This window comes from Candidatus Methylospira mobilis (assembly GCF_009498235.1).
Classification (GTDB): Bacteria; Pseudomonadota; Gammaproteobacteria; order Methylococcales; family Methylococcaceae; genus Methylospira; species Methylospira mobilis.
Genome location: NZ_CP044205.1, coordinates 2,485,964 through 2,507,011 on the forward strand (window position 1 = coordinate 2,485,964; position 21,048 = coordinate 2,507,011).

At 52.4% G+C, this 21,048-nt stretch carries 18 protein-coding genes, 1 tRNA gene and 2 pseudogenes; 8 read left to right on the forward strand and 13 right to left on the reverse strand.

The window, feature by feature from the left end; genetic code table 11:
* Nucleotides 1-43: 43 nt before the first annotated feature.
* Complete coding sequence (locus F6R98_RS11185) at nucleotides 44-1,228, forward strand: pyridoxal phosphate-dependent aminotransferase (protein WP_153249093.1); 1,185 nt, start codon at nucleotides 44-46, stop codon at nucleotides 1,226-1,228.
* A gap of 8 nt (nucleotides 1,229-1,236) precedes the next feature.
* On the opposite strand, the pseudogene F6R98_RS22770 reads toward F6R98_RS11185, so the two are convergent.
* From F6R98_RS22770 to F6R98_RS11200, 4 genes and pseudogenes are all read right to left on the reverse strand, one after another.
* Nucleotides 1,237-1,322, reverse strand: a pseudogene (locus tag F6R98_RS22770) (IS5/IS1182 family transposase); the annotation flags it as partial.
* A 235-nt stretch (nucleotides 1,323-1,557) separates the two neighbouring features.
* Complete coding sequence (locus F6R98_RS11190; protein WP_153249094.1) at nucleotides 1,558-2,871, reverse strand: AMP-binding protein; 1,314 nt, start codon at nucleotides 2,869-2,871, stop codon at nucleotides 1,558-1,560.
* A gap of 6 nt (nucleotides 2,872-2,877) precedes the next feature.
* Nucleotides 2,878-4,437: a phytoene desaturase family protein gene (locus F6R98_RS11195; RefSeq protein ID WP_153249095.1), complete on the reverse strand. Its 1,560-nt coding sequence runs from the start codon at nucleotides 4,435-4,437 to the stop codon at nucleotides 2,878-2,880.
* 56 nt (nucleotides 4,438-4,493) lie between these two features.
* Nucleotides 4,494-4,973 (reverse strand): thiosulfate oxidation carrier protein SoxY, encoded by a 480-nt coding sequence (locus tag F6R98_RS11200; protein WP_153249096.1) that lies wholly within the window; start codon nucleotides 4,971-4,973, stop codon nucleotides 4,494-4,496.
* A 17-nt stretch (nucleotides 4,974-4,990) separates the two neighbouring features.
* Here F6R98_RS11200 and soxZ point away from each other — a divergent pair, with 17 nt between their 5' ends.
* On the forward strand, nucleotides 4,991-5,299 hold the full coding sequence (gene soxZ, locus F6R98_RS11205; RefSeq protein ID WP_153249097.1) for a thiosulfate oxidation carrier complex protein SoxZ: 309 nt from the start codon (nucleotides 4,991-4,993) through the stop codon (nucleotides 5,297-5,299).
* Nucleotides 5,300-5,329: 30 nt separating this feature from the next.
* On the opposite strand, the gene F6R98_RS11210 is transcribed toward soxZ, so the two are convergent.
* Nucleotides 5,330-6,904 carry a peptide chain release factor 3 gene (locus F6R98_RS11210; protein ID WP_153249098.1) on the reverse strand — a complete coding sequence of 525 codons (1,575 nt, stop codon included), beginning with the start codon at nucleotides 6,902-6,904 and terminating at the stop codon, nucleotides 5,330-5,332.
* A 382-nt stretch (nucleotides 6,905-7,286) separates the two neighbouring features.
* Here F6R98_RS11210 and F6R98_RS11215 point away from each other — a divergent pair.
* A pseudogene (locus F6R98_RS11215) lies at nucleotides 7,287-8,417 on the forward strand (IS3 family transposase); the annotation flags it as partial.
* Nucleotides 8,418-8,432: 15 nt separating this feature from the next.
* On the opposite strand, the gene ppx reads toward F6R98_RS11215, so the two are convergent.
* Complete coding sequence (gene ppx / locus F6R98_RS11220) at nucleotides 8,433-9,968, reverse strand: exopolyphosphatase (protein WP_228124837.1); 1,536 nt, start codon at nucleotides 9,966-9,968, stop codon at nucleotides 8,433-8,435.
* A 72-nt stretch (nucleotides 9,969-10,040) separates the two neighbouring features.
* Here ppx and F6R98_RS11225 point away from each other — a divergent pair, with 72 nt between their 5' ends.
* From F6R98_RS11225 to F6R98_RS11245, 5 genes are all read left to right on the forward strand, one after another.
* A complete protein-coding gene (locus F6R98_RS11225; RefSeq protein WP_153249099.1) occupies nucleotides 10,041-10,970 on the forward strand; it encodes an ABC transporter ATP-binding protein in 930 nt (309 codons plus the stop codon).
* Nucleotides 10,971-10,978: 8 nt separating this feature from the next.
* The gene (locus tag F6R98_RS11230; protein WP_153249100.1) at nucleotides 10,979-11,743 is read left to right on the forward strand and encodes an ABC transporter permease; all 765 of its coding nucleotides are present in this window, start codon (nucleotides 10,979-10,981) and stop codon (nucleotides 11,741-11,743) included.
* A 214-nt stretch (nucleotides 11,744-11,957) separates the two neighbouring features.
* The gene (locus tag F6R98_RS11235) at nucleotides 11,958-14,618 is read left to right on the forward strand and encodes a UPF0182 family protein (protein ID WP_153249101.1); all 2,661 of its coding nucleotides are present in this window, start codon (nucleotides 11,958-11,960) and stop codon (nucleotides 14,616-14,618) included.
* A 16-nt stretch (nucleotides 14,619-14,634) separates the two neighbouring features.
* Entirely contained in the window at nucleotides 14,635-15,726 is a 1,092-nt protein-coding gene (gene thiO / locus F6R98_RS11240) for a glycine oxidase ThiO (RefSeq protein WP_153249102.1), read from the forward strand.
* Nucleotides 15,717-15,792: transfer RNA gene (locus F6R98_RS11245), tRNA-Thr, on the forward strand. Before thiO ends, F6R98_RS11245 begins: the two co-directional genes overlap by 10 nt.
* Nucleotides 15,793-16,260: 468 nt before the next feature.
* On the opposite strand, the gene F6R98_RS11250 is transcribed toward F6R98_RS11245, so the two are convergent.
* From F6R98_RS11250 to F6R98_RS11280, 7 genes are all read right to left on the reverse strand, one after another.
* Nucleotides 16,261-16,707, reverse strand: a complete 447-nt coding sequence (locus F6R98_RS11250) for a DUF5681 domain-containing protein (RefSeq protein ID WP_194269898.1) — start codon at nucleotides 16,705-16,707, stop codon at nucleotides 16,261-16,263.
* Between the two features lie 43 nt (nucleotides 16,708-16,750).
* Nucleotides 16,751-17,002 carry a hypothetical protein gene (locus tag F6R98_RS11255; protein ID WP_153249104.1) on the reverse strand — a complete coding sequence of 84 codons (252 nt, stop codon included), beginning with the start codon at nucleotides 17,000-17,002 and terminating at the stop codon, nucleotides 16,751-16,753.
* Nucleotides 17,003-17,099: 97 nt separating this feature from the next.
* Complete coding sequence (locus F6R98_RS11260; RefSeq protein WP_153249105.1) at nucleotides 17,100-18,302, reverse strand: restriction endonuclease; 1,203 nt, start codon at nucleotides 18,300-18,302, stop codon at nucleotides 17,100-17,102.
* 164 nt (nucleotides 18,303-18,466) lie between these two features.
* Complete coding sequence (locus F6R98_RS11265; protein ID WP_153249106.1) at nucleotides 18,467-18,940, reverse strand: hypothetical protein; 474 nt, start codon at nucleotides 18,938-18,940, stop codon at nucleotides 18,467-18,469.
* On the reverse strand, nucleotides 18,930-20,474 hold the full coding sequence (locus F6R98_RS11270) for a YfjI family protein (protein ID WP_194269900.1): 1,545 nt from the start codon (nucleotides 20,472-20,474) through the stop codon (nucleotides 18,930-18,932). The genes F6R98_RS11265 and F6R98_RS11270 overlap by 11 nt, the downstream gene beginning before the upstream one ends.
* Nucleotides 20,467-20,904, reverse strand: coding sequence for a DNA primase (locus tag F6R98_RS11275; RefSeq protein WP_153249108.1), 438 nt, complete (start codon nucleotides 20,902-20,904; stop codon nucleotides 20,467-20,469). The genes F6R98_RS11270 and F6R98_RS11275 overlap by 8 nt, the downstream gene beginning before the upstream one ends.
* Nucleotides 20,901-21,047: a hypothetical protein gene (locus F6R98_RS11280; protein ID WP_153249109.1), complete on the reverse strand. Its 147-nt coding sequence runs from the start codon at nucleotides 21,045-21,047 to the stop codon at nucleotides 20,901-20,903. The genes F6R98_RS11275 and F6R98_RS11280 overlap by 4 nt, the downstream gene beginning before the upstream one ends.
* Between the last annotated feature and the right edge of the window lies 1 nt (nucleotide 21,048).

A 21,048-nucleotide genomic window follows, 5' to 3' on the forward strand; every position in this document is an offset into this window, starting at 1 on the left:
ATTCTTTAGTCATTTCCAGAGCTTCCTGCATGTTTTTTTCATCATGATCATACAACTTTCCGACCGCGTTCAGTCCATCAAACCCTCCCCTACCCTGGCCGTCACCGCGCGCGCGGCGGCGATGCGCGCAGCAGGCAAGGATATAGTCGGCCTGGGAGCCGGCGAACCCGACTTTGACACGCCCGAACATATCAAGCAGGCCGCAATCAAGGCCATTAACGACGGTTTTACCAAGTATACGGCGGTTGATGGAACCGCGGGCCTGAAAAAAGCCATTGCCGCCAAATTCAAGTGCGATAACGGCCTGGATTATGACCTCAAGCAGATTCTGGTTTCGTGCGGCGGCAAGCAAAGCTTTTACAATCTGGCCCAGGCTTTACTGAATCCGGGCGACGAAGTAATTATTCCTGCGCCTTACTGGGTATCCTACCCGGACATGGTGCTGCTCGCCGGCGGCGTGCCGGTCATCGTCAGCGCGGATCAAGGCACCCGCTTCAAAATCACGCCCCGACAGCTACGCGAGGCGCTGAACGCGAAAACCCGCTTGTTCGTAATCAACAGCCCATCCAACCCCACAGGAGTCGCCTACTCGCGCGACGAACTGGCCGCGTTGGGCGCCGTGCTGCGTGATTTCCCGGAAGTGCTGATCGCGACCGACGACATGTATGAGCATATTGTCTGGGAAGAAGGCGGATTCAACAATATCCTGAACGCCTGCCCCGACCTGTATGAACGCACTATCGTACTGAATGGCGTATCCAAAGCCTATTCCATGACCGGATGGCGCATCGGTTATGCCGCCGGTCCGGCGCGTTTGATCGAAGCGATGACCAATATCCAGTCGCAAAGCACCTCCAATCCGACTTCAATTTCGCAGGTCGCGGCGGAAACGGCGCTGAAAGGGGATCAAAGCTTCATACGCGACATGGTCACCGCCTTCAAGCAGCGTCACGACTTTGTCGTCGATGCATTAAACCGCATACCGGGCGTTTCCTGCCTGCAAACCGACGGAACGTTTTATGTCATTCCCGGCGTTCAGGGCGCGATCGAACGCCTGGAATTGGCGGACGATCTGGCATTGTCCGAATTTCTGATAGAAAAAGCCGGCGTCGCGGTCGTCCCCGGCTCGGCATTCGGTTGCCCCGGACATATCCGTTTGTCGATTGCGACCAGCATGCAGAATCTGGAAAAAGCGATGGAACGGCTGCAGCAGGGGCTATCGAACTAAGAAGCTGTTCATAATCTTTTCAGTAATAACGCCAGGAAGGCCAAATGGACAAACTGCGAGCTGGTATTGAGCTCAGCTCGCAGTTTGTCCATAAATGATACTGCCCAGTTTCAGCTGACACTTTGTTAAGCGACATTTTACATTTTTAAGTTCAAAGGCCGCTGGGAACAAATAGCCCAATTTTGAACGAAGCCGCTTTCTATTGTAGTATGTAATGGTCAGGGGCGACGCTTGCGCCATGACCGGTTAGCATGACCAGGGGCGACGTCATAGACATCGGTGAATCGTTTCGGCATTTTTCTTCTGCTGACCCTGCATCCCTTTTGGGCTTATTCTCCAGCGCCATTCGCCGCAACCACCAGCTTTTCCAGATCAGACCTCGCCACCTTACCAACACTGTTTCTGGGTATTTTTTTTACAAAATCTATGCGTTTTGGCAAAAACACCTCGTCCAGATAGGGGCGCAGCGCTTCGGCAATATCCTGTTTGCTTAAATCGCTAACCACTACGGCCATCATGCGGAATTCTCGTTGCGCGTCCGGAATAGCCAGACATACGCCATCATCTACGCCATCGATATCGGTCAACCGCCGATCCAGATCGGCCAGAGAAATGCGTTTTCCGCCTATTTTAACCATGTCGGCGCTACGCCCCAACAGCGTGAATCCGCCGCTGCTCTCAATATGCAACAGGTCCTGCAAATGTGCCGGCTCGGAGAGATGCGGCGCAGATAGCACAATGCCACCTTCCGCGTCATGGTATAGGTTAACCTCGGTATAAGGACGCCATATCGCTTCACGGGCGGTTGCGCGCAAGGCCAGCGACAGGGTTTCCGTGCTTCCGTAAATCTCCCACAACGCCTTGCCGGTAGTCTGCTCTACCTGCAAGGCTTGAGATTGCGATAGACTGGCGGTGGAACAGAGGGTGGCGTGCAGGTTTGACCAGTGCGCCGCCGTTCCGCACAACGCGCGCAAATGAACCGGCGTGGTGGCCAGCAAACACGGCAAGGGCGCGTCACGCACCGTCTGCCGCACATCCTCCGGAAAAAACGGCCAGGCGGCGTGTAAAACCAGCGAGGAAAACAACGGCCAGAAAATCGAGGTTTCAAGTCCGTACATATGCTGGGGCGCGGTGGTAGACACCACGGCCAGACGCGTATTTTCCAACCCCAGGCTGCGCAACGCCATGCTCGCCGAAGTCTGAAACGTACCCCAGGTTTTCAGGCACGGCTTCGAGCGTCCGGTGGTGCCTGAAGTGAAAGCGATCAGCGCGGTTTGTCCGGGATCGAATTCGACAGGCTCGACCCAGGTCATTATCGTGGTTTCCGGCAGTTCGGCCGGAAACCACGGACAAAGCGCATGACGCGGTTCTTTTTCGGCAACCAGGTAACAAGCAGGGAAATCATCCAGCAAGTCGCGCAATATTCCCGGCTGGGCGGCGGGCGGCAACAGGCAGACCTGCTCCCGCAGCATAGCCGCCAGCAAGGTGACGCAGAACAGATAGCGGTCTTCGCACAGGTTAAGCAGATAGGGCCGGTCGGGCAAACGGCGGGCAAATGTGTGTACGTCGGCCCAGAATTTTCCACGGCTCAGTTCAACGCCGTTGCGAACGGCAAACAAGGTTTCTGGGCGCTGTATCGGCATCGGCGGTTAGTTTTCTCCAGCCAAGCCCAATACTTTCCAGAAATCCTGCCTGCGCGGAACGTTTAATACCGCCTGAGCCGCCAGCATGCCGGAAAAACTGACCCCCACGCATCCACCGCCGGGGCGGGTCCAATGGCCGGCGAAAAACAGCCCTTCCAGCGGGCCGCGAACGGACGGACGGTTCGCCCCCACCTGATCAGGCGTAGGGCTCCAGCCATAGGCGGCTCCCTGATGATTCAAGGTATAGCGTTCCATCGTGCGCGGAGAACCGGACTCCACCACCAGCAGGTGGTCGTTAAGGCCAGGATAACGCCGTTCGGCTTTTTCCAGCAGGCGCTGTTGAAAAGATAGTTTGGCGCTACGCCACGATTTGCCGACATCGAACGGACATAGCGTAGTCAGCAGCATCAGGTGTTGCCCGGCAGGAGCGAGCGAAGAATCGGCCAGCGTGGGAATAGCGGCGGAAAACCAGTTAGGTTGCCCCAGCTCCGTCATGGCGAAGTTATGTTCATGATCGAAACTATCGAAATAAAACGCTTCATGCGCCCTGCCCCGCGTTCGAATATCCAGATCGGTAGCGACATACACCACAAACAATGAGATCGACGCGGATAAGCGATTGAGGCTATCCAAATAACTGCCAGGCAGATTTTCCCTGCCCAGCAAAAATTCGGCTGTGTAGCCTGCATCGACATTGGAAATCACATGATCCGCACCAATAATCTGCCCGTTTTCCAATACGATGCCCGTTACCTTGCCGTTTTTCACGCCGATGCGCCGGGCTCCGGCATTGAGCAATAATTCCCCGCCCTGCTTTTCCAGACTGCGAGCCAGACGGTCGGCATAGGTTTGGAAGCTTCCCTTGCAGTAAAAGCCGCCTTCATACGTATAACCGGCAGACATCGTTGCCCAGGATAGAAAAGACAAGCGCGACGGCGGCAATCCCAGATACGGCCACAACGAAGCATAGGCGCCGCGCAAACGTTCGTCGGCAATTTTTTCCTGCAGGACTTGCCCCAGCGTGGCGCGGCGATACCGGAACATCCGCGCCAGTTGCCGCGTCGGTGAAACGCCCGCCGTTCCGCCCTGCCCCAGCAGTTCGTCAGCTACCATCAATTCTTCGGCCACCTGCCGGCATAAACGGGAAATATCGCGCAAACTCTCCCGTTCTTGCGGAAAACAATCGCCTAAAGCGCTGACCAGGGAGTCTTCTCCGTCCGGCAAATTGACTTCCAGATCAGGGAAAGCCGCGCTGGCATAAGGAGAAACCGCTATGAAACGGGATTCTTCGTGAATATCCAGCGCGCGTGAAACTTGATAGATGATGCTGCCATTGGCATAACCCTGCGGACCGCAACCGCTAACCAAGTGAACGCCGGCATCGAAGCGGCATCCGCGCCGTGAAAAACCGTGGGCGTAACCGCCGGGGCGTTTGTGCCGTTCCACCACCAGCACCGATTTTCCGGCTTTCGCCAGCAAGGCCGCTGCGGTCAAGCCGCCGATGCCCGCGCCGACAACAATGACATCATAGCGTTCCTGTCTGGATTCTCTAGCGATAGCGCTCATGGAAACTCCGTATCAAGGAGAAGTATACCATCCTGCCTGATTGACTTGTTTCCAATTCAGGCACATCCCCCCTGCAACACTTTCACCCATTTTCTGGTGCTGTGGAAACCGTCCGCCGTCTCCGCTACGATGACGACATCGGAGCTTTCATTCATCTTGATATGCAACGATACAAAGGACTGCATATCCACCTGAAAATTGAAGCGCGCAGTCAATGGCGTCGGATTTTTTTCGACAAAAATCAATAGGGATTTAACGCCGCTCAGCGTGCCTTCCACTGAAATCGGTACGATGGCTCCATCCTCGGCAATATCGGGTACTGTCAGCACAAGACGCTCATCGAACCGGATTTTCGCCGCAGCGCCCAGTTCAGCGGCGATCGCCTCGTCCAGCGTACCGAAAGCGGTCGACGGTGCTTTTTTCCGGGCAAAAGCCGGCTGCAAAAATGCCAGCGTCATCAGGCCGCCGCAAAGCTGCAAAAAACGCCTGCGCGCTGTTTTCGTGTTACGCTGTAGAATAATTTGTTTCTGTTTCATACCGCCACAATACCTTTATGTCCACACTAAAGATACGCGCCCGCCGGCAAGACGGCTACACGCTGTTACGCGTGCTGATCAGCCATCCTATGGAAACCGGACGACGAAAAACGGAACAGGAGCAGCCGATAGCCGCGCACTATATTCGAAACGTACAGATAGCGCTGAACGGAGCGCTGATTTCCGAATGCCTGTTCAGCACATCGGTTTCACGCAATCCGTATCTTTCGCTGCATCTGCCGGCCAGTCAACCCGGCGACCGTCTACGCGTCAGCTGGCAGGACAACCAGGGACAGAGCGATAGCGACGAAGTGCTGGTCGAATGATCAGGCATCGTCTTTGCTGCAAGGTGTACGCTACAGCTCGCGCGTTGCGCTGAAATGAATATCCGGCCAGCGCTCCTCGGTCAGCGATAAGTTAACCCGGCTGCTCGCCAGATAAACCAGATAACCGCTGCCGTCCTCCGCCAGATTTTCAAACGCCTTGCGTTTGAACTCCTCCAGCAGCTTCACATCGGAACAACTCACCCAGCGCGCGGTAGAAACCGAAACCGTATCGTATACGCACTCTACGTTATATTCCGCCTTCAGACGAAAAGCAGTCACATCGAATTGCAATATACCGACCGCGCCCAATATCATATCGTTGTTTTTCAGTGGCTTGAACAACTGGGTTGCGCCTTCCTCGGTCAACTGCTGCAAGCCTTTCTGCAAGGCTTTCGCACGCAACGGATCTTTGAGAACCACGCGCCGGAACAGCTCGGGCGCGAAATAAGGCACCCCTTCGTATTTTAGACTTTCGCCCTGGGTAAAAGTGTCTCCGACCTGTATCGTGCCGTGATTATGCAGACCGATGATATCGCCGGCATAGGCTTCCTCCACGTTTTTGCGCGTATCGGCCTGGAAGGTAATGGCGTTAGCAATCTGCACCTGTTTTCCGGTACGCACATGATACATTTTCATGCCCTTGTCGTACTTTCCGGAGCAAACCCGCAAAAAGGCGATACGATCGCGATGAGCAGGGTCCATGTTGGCCTGTATTTTGAAGACAAAACCGCTGAATTTATCTTCCGCAGCGTCGACGATACGTTCACGCGCCTGGCGCGGTTGCGGCTGCGGTGCAAAATCGGCGAAAGCATCCAGCAACTCCAGCACCCCGAAATTATTGATTGCGGATCCGAAAAATACCGGCGTTTGTCTACCGCTCAGATAACTTTCCAGCTTGAAGGTATGGGAAGCACCCTTGACCAGTTCCATTTCCACGCGCAACTCGTCGGCCTGATCGCCCAGCACTTTGTCCAGTTCGGGATTATCCAAACCGGCGATGACCTCGCCTTTGATGATTTTGTCGCCATGCGAGGGACTGAACAAATGCACGGAATCCGTCGCCAGATCGTAGACGCCCTTGAAACGCTTGCCCATGCCGATAGGCCAGGTCATCGGCACGCATTGTATCTTCAGAATATCTTCCACTTCGTCCAGCAGTTCGATCGGCTCGCGGCCTTCGCGATCCAGCTTGTTGATGAAGGTCAGTATCGGTGTGTCGCGCAGACGACAGACCTCCATCAGCTTGATGGTTCTGTCTTCGACGCCCTTCGCGCTGTCGATCACCATCAGCGCCGAATCCACCGCAGTCAGCGTGCGATAGGTATCCTCGGAAAAATCTTCGTGTCCCGGAGTATCGAGCAGATTGAGTATGCAGTCCTTATGCTCGAACTGCATGACCGAAGTAGTCACGGAAATACCGCGCTGCTTTTCCATTTCCATCCAGTCCGAAGTCGCATGACGCGCCGCCTTGCGGCTTTTGACCGAACCGGCCAGCTGTATAGCTCCGCCGAACAGCAGCAACTTTTCGGTCAGGGTGGTTTTACCCGCGTCGGGATGAGAGATGATGGCGAATGTGCGTCTACGCTTGATTTCTAAGGAATTCATGGGGAGATTTTTAGGATAATGCGATTTTATGTACTCAGCTATGTACACATTTCAAGATTTTATGTACTCAGCTATGTACACATTTCAAAAAGTACACAAACGGCATGAATATATTTAAGCAGTGAATTATAACTTAACCAGAGTCAGCTTGCTGTACGCCCTTCCCAAGCTTCAATGTCTTCTGGGTCCCAAAGGCAGGATGTACCCGTATGCTGGATCGTCGGTTTAGGGAGCGGGTTTTCATCCAGCTTCATCCACCGGCAGATTGTTCTTTTCGATTTTTGGTACCGATTCACGAGGTCCGATATAGTGAGGAATTGAAGTGGCTACACTAAACCGGACACACAGATAAACTACCTCGAAAAGGGAGAGTGTGTCAGAAATGAGTCAAGAAAAACCGAAAACCTATACAGCAGAATTTAAGGCCTCGGCAGTTAAGCTGGCGAATGAGTCGGACAAACCGGCTGCGCAGACGGCGAAAGAGTTGGGTATTAACCCGAATACGCTTTATACTTGGATTCATCAATACAGCCGGCCTCAGGCGAACGATAAGGCAGTCCGAACCGACGAGCATTTGTACGGGGAGCTAAAGCGCCTAAAGCTGGAAAACAGCCGCTTGAAGGAGGAGCGTGATTTATTAAAAAAGGCGGCAGCGTACTTTGCCAAGGAACAACGGTGAAGTACGCCTGGATCAAACAACACCGCGATGAATTTTCAGCGAAAGCGATGTGCCGTTTTATGAAGGTTTCCCGTAGCGCTTATTATGCGTGGCTACAGGGTCCTGCGTCGGTCACAGAAAAGTCTGACGCTAAGCTGTCGGATAAAATCTGCACGTTATTTAAAAAAAGCCGCGGGAGCTACGGCACACGACGGCTGAAAATAGAATTGGGAAAGAGGGATATCCATCTGAGCCGCCGAAGAATTGGGCGCTTGATGCGACAAGCCGATTTACGCTGTAAGACCCGGCGCCGCTTCAAGGCGACCACAAATTCGCAGCATAACCTGCCGGTTGCAGCCAATCTTCTGGGTCGCCAGTTTAGCGTCCAGCGGCCCAACCAAGCTTACGTGGGTGATATTACCTATATTTCGACGCAAGAAGGCTGGCTGTACTTAGCGGTGGTAATCGACTTATATTCTCGCCAAGTCGTAGGCTGGTCTATGGCTGAACATATGCGCACTGCGTTGGCCAACGATGCCTTTTTGATGGCGGTTTGGAAGCGTAAGCCGGAAAAAGGCCTGATCTGGCATACCGACCGCGGCAGTCAATACGCGTCGGAAAGTCATCGGATGTTATTGAAGCAACACGGTGTTCGGCAAAGTATGAGCCGTAAGGGGAATTGCTGGGACAATGCCGTTGCGGAAAGTTTTTTTCATACGCTCAAAACAGAGCTGATTTATCAGGAAAACTACAAAACTCGGGAGCAAGCCAAGCATATTTGAATATATTGAAGTCTTTTATAACCGGGAGCGGCTTCATTCGGCCAACGAGTATATGTCGCCAGTGGACTACGAACGAATTATTGATGATTTAACTGTAGCGCAACAACATTCCCGTGCCATTCAAAAATCCGGCCTCAATTTCCAGATCGGCAGCCGTCAAGGGATGAGCGTCTATCCAGCCCGCCGGAAAAAAAAGCTCAATACTGCCCAGAGCGAACTTCAAGCCTATATCGGGCAACGGCGCGGAGCGGCGGCTGCGGTTCAGCAGTATGGACAGTCTTAACAAAAAAATCAGGGACTTTACCGCCTCGTCCCATGGCGCAGCCAGTTCCTTGAACCATTTTGCCTGCAGCTTGCGCCGATGAGCGCGCACTATGGTCGCCAACAGCTGCTGGTCCTGCCGGGAGAAGCCGGGCAAATCGGCATTCTGGATGATATACGCGCCATGTTTATGATATTGGCTATGAGCGATATCCAAACCGATTTCATGCAGCTCCGCCGCCCAGTCCAGCCACTGCAACGCAATCTCGCTATCGATGCCGTGCAGGGGTAATACTTGCCTAGCCAAATGATGCAGCGTCGTACGAATTCGGGCGGCGTGTTCCTGATCGACATGATAGCGGCTTGCCAATGCAGCAACGGTACGCGAGCGGATGTCCTCATGGTTGATTCTGCCCAGTAGATCGTAGAGCAACCCTTCGCGCAGGGCGCCATCGGATACCTCCATGGCGCGGATGCCCAGACTATTGAACGTGGCATAAAGTATCGCCAGACCGCCCGGCAGTATCGCTCTGCGATCGGCGGAAAGATCGGGAAACGACAAGCGATCCATATGACCGGCGGAGAGCATCGCGTCTATCAGGCGATTCAGACCTTCCAGGTTGATCGTATCCCGCCCCCACCCCGAAGCGGATATTACTTTCTGCACCGAACGCAAGGTACCCGATGCGCCCACAGCCTGGTCCCAGGCATCGGAACGAAAGCTGTTTTCGATCGGCTCCAGCTCCGTTTGCGCCGCCAGCACCGCATGCTTGAAACGCTTCGCGGTTATTTTTCCGTCCGGGAAGTGGATCAGGCTTATCGATACCGACCCCATCTGCAGGCTTTCCTTTTGCAGCGGATTTCCGTCGATGCCGATGATATATTCGGTACTGCCGCCGCCTATGTCCATGACCAGACGGCGGCGTCCGTCGCACGCCAGGCTCTTTGCGACACCCTGATAAATCAGCCGCGCTTCCTCTATGCCAGAAATAATTTCGATCGGATAGCCCAAAGCCTGCTCGGCTATAAACAGAAACTCCGCGCCGTTACGCGCGGCGCGCAGCGTGTTGGTACCCACCGCCCTGACACTGGACGGCGGCATGCCGCGCAAGCGTTGTCCGAAGCGTTGCAGGCAATCGATCGCGCGCTGCTGCGACTCCGGCGTCAATTGCCGCGCTGGCGTCAATCCGGCGCCAAGACGCACCATTTCACGCAAACGATCGAGCACGACCAGCTCGCCCTTGCGTAAGTTGGCCACTATCATATGAAAACTATTCGAACCCAAGTCTATTGCAGCAACAGTTTCCAATTGATTAAGCGGCACGTTTCGTTCCTTGGAGTTGTGATCTGAGTTTATAGTCAAGCTGTATTCCTGCTAAGATTGCAGGATAAATCGTTATTTTACCGAATTCGCCGCCTGTTTTTCCAAATCCTTATGTACGCACTTGCGCTTGACAATTTACAAAAGACCTACGGAAACGGCTTCAAAGCCCTTACCGGAATCGACCTGCATGTGGAGTCGGGCGATTTTTTTGCCCTGCTGGGTCCCAACGGGGCCGGAAAATCCACGACCATCGGCATCATCAGTTCGCTGGTCAACAAAACATCGGGCAAGGTTTCGGTATTCGGCAACGATCTCGACAGCAATCCGGAGGAGGTGCGCCGCTGCATCGGACTGGTGCCGCAGGAAATCAACTTCAATCAGTTTGAAAAAGTCGAGAACATCGTCGTCAATCAGGCGGGTTATTACGGCATTCCTTATCGCGAGGCTTGCCGCCGCGCCAAACAGTGCCTGAGCGCGCTGGATCTATGGGACCGGCGCAACAGCGTATCCAGGCAGCTCTCAGGCGGCATGAAGCGCCGGCTGATGATTGCGCGCGCATTGGTGCATTCGCCAAGACTGCTGATCCTGGACGAACCCACCGCCGGTGTGGACATAGAGATCCGGCATGCGATGTGGGCTTTTCTGGAGCAGCTGAACCGCGCCGGCACGACCATCATACTGACTACCCATTATCTGGAGGAAGCGGAAAAACTGTGCCGCAACATCGCCATCATCAATCATGGGCGCATCGTTGCAAACAGCGACATGTCCGGCCTGCTGGCGCGGCTTCCGACTGATCGATTTGTGCTGGAACTGAGAAATCCGCTTAACGAACTGCCGCAACTGGAAAATTATGTGCTGAAGCAGATAGACGGCGCCACGCTCGCCGTCGATGTGTCGGCCCATATCGGCATCCATTCCTTGTTTACGCAATTGACGCAGCACGGAATCGAAGTAGCCAGCATACGCAATGCTTCCAACCGGCTGGAACAGTTTTTCATGAATCTGCTGGACAACAAACCAGCCCACCCGGAGCGCTGATAATCGATATGAAACATTTGATCGCCCTGCAAACCATACTGTTCAAGGAAATTTTGCGCTTCGTGCGCATCTGGCCGCAAACACTGTTGCCTCCGGCGGTAACCACCTCGCTATATTTTCTGATTTTCGGCCGCCTGATGGGAGCGCGTATCGGCGAAATGGGAGGCATCAGCTATATCGCCTATATCGTACCCGGCGTGATATTGATGTCGGTGATAACCAACGCCTACAGCAACGTGGTTTCCTCATTCTACTCGACCAAGTTTCAGCGTCATATCGAAGAGCTGCTCATAGCACCGGTGCCGAACTGGGTGATACTGACCGGCTATGTCGGCGGCGGCGTCACGCGCGGGTTAATGGTTGGCGCCGTGGTGGCGCTGATATCCCACTTTTTCAGCCCACAGGCCTGGGTACACCCGTGGATCGTCTGCTTGGTGTGCATACTCACGGCGATGGTGTTTTCTCTGGCGGGCTTTTTAAATGCGCTGTTTGCTAACAGCTTCGACGACATATCCATCATCCCTAATTTTGTGCTGACGCCGCTGGTCTATCTGGGCGGCGTGTTTTATTCGGTCAGCCTGCTGCCGGAACCCTGGCGCAGTCTGTCGCTGGGAAATCCGATTCTCTACATGGTCAACGCGTTCCGCTACGGTATGCTGGGTATTTCCGACGTCGATATCATGCGATCTTTTGCGATCATCGGCGCGTTCATCCTGACTTTGGGCGGAGCCAGCCTGATACTGTTGCATAAAGGCATAGGGCTGAAGAACTGAAAGTTGCTGCCGGCTATCGTTTTTAACAATTACAAACCGGCTGAGCTCGTATAATTCTGCGCTCCTCGCCCCATCTCGCGCAAGACGACTACAGCTTTAATCCCGGACGCGGTATCATGTTTACAATTGGTTCAGCCTTGCCGCACGGGTGCGCGCAACAAAACCGGCAACAGTCAGGTACATACAACTTAAGTTACCCCGCTCCGAGGATGTCATGCAAAAATGGAAACGACTGCTGATCGCCGCCGCCCTGGCGTTGGTAGTGCTTACTTCGATTCTGGCCGCTTCCGGCATTCCATTAATTAATTTGCTGGTCGACTACTGGTGGTTCAGTTCGCTCGACTACGAAGGCTACTTCTGGCTGCGTCTACTGTACCGCTACATACTTTCCGGCAGCGTGACATTATTTTTCTTCCTGGTGTTCTTTTTGAACTTCTGGGTCGCTTCGCGTTTTCTCGGCGCGGAAGAAATTTCCCTTGCCAGTCTGCCGGAAAAAGAAACGCGTCGCACAAAACACCTGCTCCACCTATTGCAAGCGGGTTCGATCCGCATTTATGCACCGCTATCGCTGATCCTGGCCGTCACCATAGCGCTACCCTTTTATACGCACTGGGAACAGGCATTATTGTTCATTTTCGGGCCGGAGGCAGGCGTAGCCGATCCGGTCTATCAGGAAGATGTCAGCTTTTACCTGTTTAGACTCCCAATTTTCGATCTGATACAGGTCGAGCTGCAAAATGCGTTCATACTGCTTACGCTGGGCATCACGCTACTGTACTGGATAGAACACCATCTCGTACCTGCAAAACAGCGCACCTGGCCACCCGGGGCGAAAATGCACATCAGCGCGCTGGCGATCGCAAGTGCGCTCGCGCTCGCGTGGGGCTTTATACTCGACCGTCACGACCTGCTCTACGTGGATTTTCACGAACCGGTGTTTTTCGGGCCCGGCTTCGTCGAACATATGTTTCGGGACCCCCTGCTCTGGCTGTCTGCGATAACCGTAGTTGCCGGCACCTTGCTTGGCATTTTCTATGCCTACACAGGAAAGAGAGGATGGCTCGTCCTGTTCAGCGGCGTGTTTTTTTTGATTTCCATTTTATTGGAACACTCGTCGTACGTTCCCGGCCTGATGGATCGGTTTATCGTCAAACCCAACCCGGTCAAAGCCGAGCAAGCCTATATGGAAGACAATATTATTGCAACCCAGGACGCCTATTACCTTCAGGATATTAAAACCGTCGATATCACTCCCGGCTTTGGCGTTGACTTGATAGATGCGCATACCAGCGAACATCTGGACAATATTCCGGTCTGGGATACCGATTTTCTGGATGACGTTTATCAGGAAATGCAGGGCATACGGCCTTATTACAACTTTACCGATATCGATGTCGCCCGCTACACGATCAATGGCAAAATCGAACAAGTCAATCTGTCCACACGCGAAATCAACCTCGAGAAGCTTCCCGAGGAAGCGCAAAATTGGGAAAACCGCCATCTGCGCTATACGCACGGCTTCGGCGCAGTGGTAACGCCATCGACGCAGAATGCGGACGAGCCGATGAAATGGCTGTTGCGCGACATCAACATGCAGTCGAGCATGGGCTTCAATGTTGAAAACCCCGATATCTACTATGGCACCGAACGACTCGATTACGCCATCGTTCCAAATCGGCTCAATATCGTCGATATCGCCGGCAATGACCAAAGCGTCAACGCGGGAAGGACCGGGATTCCGATTTCATCGCTGTTTCGCAAACTCATTATTTCCGGCTACTTTCGCGATGAAAAGCTATTTTTCAGCGTAAATATCGATCAGAACAGTCATGTGTTGATGCGTCGCAATATCGTCGAGCGCGTCAAAACCCTGACGCCGTTTCTCGCTCTGGACAAAGACCCCTACCCGGTCATCACACCGCAACGCATCTACTGGATACAGGACGCCTATACCCTGTCGGAAGAATATCCGGTATCGAAGATCAGTCGCTTCACTTTTGCCGGGGATAGTCAACCCAGCGAATTCAACTATATCCGCAATTCAGTCAAAGTGGTAATCGACGCCTTCGACGGCTCGGTCAGTTACTATATAAACAACCCTTCCGATCCGGTCATACAGGGTTACAGCAGCGCTTTCCCCGGACTGTTCAAAGATATGGCCTTGATGCCGCAGCCGCTTAAAGACCAGCTGCGTTATCCCGAGGATCTGTTCAATATCCGCATGCGGATTTACGCCAAATATCATCAAAAAGATCCGTCCCTGTTTTATCAGCAAGCCGAGACCTGGGATTTTTCCAAAGACAGCGAAAAAAAACCGGTACAGCCCTATTATTTGACTACCCATATCCAGGACACCCTGGATGATGAAAACTTCATGCTGATCGCACCAATGACGCCAATAGGACGCAGCAACCTGAGTGCGCTGGCTATTGGCGGCAATATACGTTTCGACAGCAATACATCGCCGCTCACATCACAGATCGTTATTTATAAATTCAATCGGGAGACGCAGGTCGACGGACCGTCGCAAATCAGCGCATTAATCGATCAGGACTCTGAAATATCTAAACTGTTCTCATTATGGGATCAAAAAGGTTCGCATGTTATCCGTGGCCGCATCATCACCTTGCCCATCGGAAGATCCGTGCTCTACGTTCAACCCATTTACCTGGTATCGACCGCCCACACCAAAATACCCGAACTGGCGCGCGTGATTCTTTCCATGGGCAATGTCGTGGTCATGGACACTTCGCTCGAAAAAACATACGACAAGCTCGAAGCGCAGCTAAAAAAAATAACGGCGGCGACGCCGCAAACGGCAGCAATAACAGGAAAATCCGGCACCGTACCGTCTGCCCCCCCCTCGTTGCCTTAAACCGTTAGAGGGCAACATGGCTACGCACGAAGTACTGATTATCGGCGGCGGCATATCGGGTTTGATGACGGCGCGCGAACTGGCGCATGCCGGGATCGAAGTCACGCTTCTGGAACGCCGGACAATAGGCCGGGAATCGTCCTGGGCAGGCGGCGGTATTTTGTCGCCGCTGAGCCCCTGGAATATGCCCGATGCCATTACCGCGCTCAGTCTATGGAGCCAGGCCGCCTATCCCGGGCTGGCGGAAGAACTTATTCAAAATACCGGCATAGACCCTGAATGGGAACAAAGCGGCCTGCTCTTTAAAAACTGCGGACAGAGCGAGCAGGCAACAAGCTGGTGCGTACGCCATCAAGTTGTCTTCGAGCGGGGTATCTCCAGCGAATCAGCGTTGTATCTCCCTCAAATTGCCCATATCCGTAATCCGCGCCTGCTGAAAGCGCTGCGCGCCGAGCTGGAGCAGCGCAGCAACGTAAGACTGCTCGAACAGCATGCCGTCGAATCGGCGGTCATTCGGCACGACCGCGTTCAATCGATCATTACCGGGCAAGGCGAATTTAAAGTCGACAAGGCGATATTGACAGCCGGCGCCTGGAGCGGCGTGTTGGGAGCCTCGTTTCATCTGGATATCCCGATACAACCGGTAAAGGGGCAAATGATCGTCTTTGCCGCAGTTCACGGCTTGCTGCACCCTATTCTACTCAACGATGGTAAATATCTCATACCCCGGCGCGACGGTCATATACTGGCCGGCAGCACCCTGGAATACACAGGCTTCGATAAAGAGTCTACAGAGCAGGCCTACGGGGAACTAAGCGGATTTGCCTATGCCGAATTGCCCGCTTTGCGGGATTATCCCATCGAAAAACACTGGGCAGGTCTCAGACCTGGCTCACCGCAAGGAATACCCTATATCGGGGTTCATCCCGGCTTATCCAATCTCTATGTCAATTGCGGACACTACCGCAACGGCCTGGTCATGGCGCCTGCTTCGGCGCGGCTGCTAGCCGACATCCTGCTGGGCCGAAGCAGTGAAATCGACGCAGCACCTTACCGGATCATTGAAAGAAGTTCAGAAGCGCCTTATAATAAAGCGATGCCCGAATAGCTCAGTCGGTAGAGCGGTTCATTCGTAATGAATAGGTCGCAGGTTCGATTCCTGTTTCGGGCTCCATAATTTCAATAAGTTACGCCACTTTGCAGCGAACTTAAAAAACACGGTGCCCGGTATTTGCAAATTCCATAAAAAAAACGGACACTCGGCCCGTCTGTATTTTTTCTTGCTGGTGCTGCAATCAGATCAAATCTAACTGCGATTGATAGCAGTCACGATGCCCAGATAAGCCGCGTCGCGTATGCGATTATTATTTTCTTTTCGCTATCCTCGCATTGTTCCTTGCGCTGTTTAACAGTCTAGTCTTATAACCATTTTGCACCCTGCCGGAAATCGCGGAAAATCTCGCAGAATGTGTGCGGAAATACCGGTCTAAATTAGGCTCTATGCCGCGCCAGATATGGATTCCTGTGCACGGAAACTTCGCGGTATATTGCGCGGCATTATTCGCCCGTCATGAAGTCGATATATGCCTTTGACGCTTCGATAGGGTCAACGATTGCCCGTTCTATGCGCGTTAGCATATGCTCACACATCGGACACGTCTATCATCATGCGCGGATCAACGATTACCCGTTCGATGCGCGTCGGCATACGGTCCAGCGCACTGACACGCGAGTTTAGCGCTTCCAGTTCTTTCAGTTTAGCCAGCGCTCCCAGACCGTCAAGCATACTCTTGCCGTCCATTGGCGATAACTTGCCGCTTGCTACTGCATCGATGATACATTCGGCCTTATCGCTCAGTGTGTCGCCCTTCAACGCTACTTTGACGGGTTCCTGTACTGGCCGCATTGTTGGCATAACGCGACTGATCAACAAGGATGCCGCCGCTGTATCGCCCATTTTCGCCTGAGTCACCAATGCGGATATGATGCCGTCAATCTCCGGCTCCAGTGCTGTTTTCAGTTTCTCAGTAAACGTAACGCCTTTTTTTCGCCCGGCTGGATTGCCGGATTGTCCTTTATTGAATGCCATCATTGTTCCTTGTGTTGTTTATCAAGCACGATGCAAATATTCATTACTGCGTAATAGCGTCACAGTAGGCGCTTTGCTCATCGCCTGACATTTTCGCCAGCTCTGCCTTTTCAGCATCCGCTATCAGCCGCTCAAGTAGCGCGGTCTGTCTTACTGCGTAATGTTTCGCCAGTCGCTTTAATGACCGTTTGGCCGGTGCGCTTATCAGGGTATTCAATCGCGCCTTATTGCCTTCAATATCCTTGAGGTGTCTTTGCCGATATACCGCTTGTAACTCTGCGTTGGATTTTGCCATGCGCTGCCCTCTCGTTATTACTGCGTAATATTACTACCGGTGACAGATATTTGACGCGCACTCGTAGGCGCAAAATATAAAGGGTGCAATCATTTTTCTACGCACACATTGATTCAAGCTTGCTAAGCTGGTCGTGATGTAGCAAAAATACCCCAGTTGATGAAGCTAACTGTTGAGCTGCGCGTGTGAATTGCGCATTCGATACAACAGCAGCAAAATGGGCATTCTCAAATGCTTTACCCGCTATAATCTCTTGAACCGCAGAGTTTCCAACAGGGTTAGTGTATAGCTTGCACTGAATGACAACCTTTAGCCCATTTTTTTCGGCAATCACATCAATGCCTTGATCCCCGGTCGTTGAAGTTGTGCGGGCATTCCAATCATTATCACGCAAAAGCTCAGCAACAAGTTCCTCATATGCTGTAGGACTGATACTACTAACTTTTTCTGCGTAAGTCGTTGCGGAATCTTTGAAATTTGACGTTACCCGGTCAATTTCTTCTCTCACGCGGGTATAGTTTATACTGTAGGTATCAATATCACCAACAACAGGGTGCAGAACATTTGAAACAAATAGCTCTATCTCTTTTAGCCATTTACTATTATCTACCAGCCCATAGTTCCCTTTTATGGTTAACTGATTCCGTCGAATGGACAGTTCTTGCGCATGATCATTAATTATTTGTTTGGACTTGATAAACTGATACTCTAGCGCTTGCCTGAAGCGTTTAGCTGTAGCGTATCGCATGTATTGATTAAATAGCAGTTTTCCTAGAAAAAAAGCAACCACCAACAATATGATTGTTGACATAATGCCAGAGGAGCCCCTTTCTTTATCGGCAGAGACATCTGTATTTTTTTTAACACTATACCGGTGAGATTCTAAGTAAGCCCCCTCAAAGCTATTTAATTGAGATTTTTCGTTATCTATTTTTCTCCACGTACCATCATTAAGATCAATATCAAGCTCATCTATTTTGTTGTCTTTTTTTCTTCTTGTTTTTGCATGAAGTATTGCGGCACCTTCTTTTTCAAGCCAACATCCCACAACAGTTATTGCTCTATTTTCAGTAACAAACCATGAATCCGCAGGTTTTTTTAATCTGGACAATGGTATTGAAATATAAAGCTGATAATTATATCCTTGCAGTAGAAACGTATCATCTGAGCATTTACTATTTGTTACTAAAGCCTCAATGCCACGCCCCAAATCCCCCGCCCATTCCGCATTAGCATTATTTGCTATGCCAGAAAAAAATAAAATGACAATAACTGGCCTAATACATCGTAAAATGCACACTTCAAATCTCCGAAAAATTTGGTATATGGTTCTATCTTATCAAGCTACGCCATGAAATCCACGAAAAATGACAGTAGGGCTGAAACTGTATCGTCCAGCATGGGTGCATAGTCGCCACAAAAACCCCCACCGTTTCGGGTAGGGCTTGATAGGTATCGTAAAAGTTACAGCTTCGGCGTGTACAGTTCGCAGATTTTCTTATCCAGCCCCCACCATGTCCCACACGCGCCGGGTGCCGGTCTGCCTGCGCCGCATTTAATCTGCGCCGTGTGATAGTCCACGGCCTGAGCGTGCGCACAGTCAGCGCAACGCACCAGCGCCAGCGATACCGATACCGTTTCAATTGCCGATGCTGCCGGTAACTGCGAAACAGCAAACGCCCATGCCTGAGACCTGAGCGGATCGCTTCCAGTTTCGATTGCTTCCTTGTCCGGTTCGTCCAGCAGCGCAAGTACGTCAGCAAGTGGCTGTCCGTTCCTCCCTGACAATTCGGCAGCCAATGCAGCCACATCATTTTTCAACCTGACGGGGTGGCTATGGCTATTTTGGCTAAAACGGCTAAAAGCATCCTCGTTCGGGACAAATTTAGCCAAATTAGCCAAATTTGCCATAGCCACACTGGGAAACTCATTTTCCATTGTTGGCTCTTTGTAGGATGTAATCGGGATGTTTGTTTTTGCTATCTATGGCGATTACCCAGCGGTGCGTCTGCAAGGTCTCCATGATCGTCATAAGCTCGTTTGCTTTCGGTCGCGGTCGACTGGACTTCTGTAGCAGGTCAGCGAATGAAAAAACGCTGGTGCCTTTTTTTGCGTGCTCGCGCTGCATCCATTCCAATATGCGCCGCGCTGGTGCCAGCGTTGTTTCTTCGTCGGCGGCTCGCTGTGAGGCTACCGCTTGAGATAGGTGGTAAAAACCTAGCGCCATTGCTTTGTTGAATGTTTCCGGCGATATTTCAGAAACATCATTTTCCAGTGCGCTCGGATTCATGGCTACATGCAGAACCAGCGCCAGCTTCACGGTCTGCGAAACGGCCTTTGACGCGATGTCGCGCACGTCGTCATAATCGCCGCCCGCCGCCATCATGATCTCAATACTGTTATGGTACTGTCGCCGCAGCTCCGCCGCTTCTGGTGATAGCGTCGCCCTGTGTGGCTCGTCGCGCTGCGTATTGAGCAACTGCATAATCAAGACGTTGTACTGCCCTAGCGCGGCTCTACTGAGATCTGGTTCGTCCTTCTCTTCTAACCGAGTCCCAACTAAACACGGAAGCCAGACCGGAAATATTCGCGCCAATGCACCCGATGCTCTAAGGCTCGGATGCCGCGCCGCCTGTTGGTATTTGTCCGGCTGCACCATCACGCAGACATTCAGGCACGGATTGAGTATCACGCCTGATTCTTGGCCTCCCGTCTCTGCGCTGCCGATACGGTCACGCGTGATCGTGTCGCCGGATATACCGGCGAGAATAACGCCATCGCCGGTTTTTCCATCGCCTGAGTATTTCCCGAGAATTGAATCAATGACAGGTCGGCCTTCGCCCGATTGAATAGAATATTCGCCGTTGTTGTGTTCCATGAGCCGGAACAAAACCTGTTCGGTGTAGTCGCTGGTGAATTTGCGCGGGTGTAGCGGCAACGGCGCTTTTTCTGTTTTGATGTTTGCGATTTGTCGCGCAATATCTTGGCGTTCCAGCGCAGTTTCAGACTTTTCAGCTTCTTTGGTCAGTTTGCGGATTCTCGATTCAACTACGGCATTTATGGCTTCCGCTTCATCCTTCGCAAACTGGTAAGCCTCGGCCTGCTGTTCGATGTATTGAATGAACGGATATTGCAGTTTCTTGAATGGTGGGCTTTTACGCTCCCCACTGGCTGCTATGAGGGTGAAGAACAAGGCCGGAAAATGGTCGAGTCCGTCACGCTCAACGACAACCGCATTTTTTCCGATAGCGGTAGCTACCATTGATAGCGCAATAGATGCAGGACTCTCAGGCGGCACTTTGTCGAACCGTGCGATTTCCTCCGCAGCTTTCGCCAGTGATTCAGGGAGTGCCTGAAAAGGATATTCTGGGAGTAATTTCAGCGGATCGCTTTGTAATGGGATTGGCTCGCCGGTTTCAGCATTTTTAGCACGTGTCTCGGCTTCTTTTTCTATCGAAACGTATTCATCCATAACGGCGCACCTCCGTATGAATGCGCTCAATCCTGCCGCATGCTTCCAGTGCGCGGATTTTGTCATCAGGGCTTAGGTCGTTGCCGTGTAGCAATCGTTCCAGTGCCAGCCCGAGAATAAACGATTCCCTCATCAGCGTGTTGAAGACGTCGGCCATACGCCACGCCGGTTTTTTGCGCGGCTGGGTAGCGTCGTAGTCGCGTCCGTGGATTTTCGGGAATAGGTCGGCAAGGGTCAGGCTAACAGCGCCCACAATATCGGCAGTGCCGCATCCAGCATGACAATTCAATAAAAGTTTGCCGTCGTCCAATTCCTTGATCGACAGGCTAGGCGTGCGGTCGTCATGCGCTGGACAACAGGCTTGATATTTTCCCGGCCCTGTAGATTTGACCTTCTCCAGTCTTTGCAGTAGCTTCTCGATAGGCATCATATCGCACCCCCAACAATCGACAGCCATGCAGCTACACGAACGAACGCGGCTTTGATTTTATTGAAATAACTGATATTATTTGCATGAAGATTGTTTTGCGAAGCCGCGCCCCCCAGCGCGGTTTTTTCGTTTGAAGGATTCATG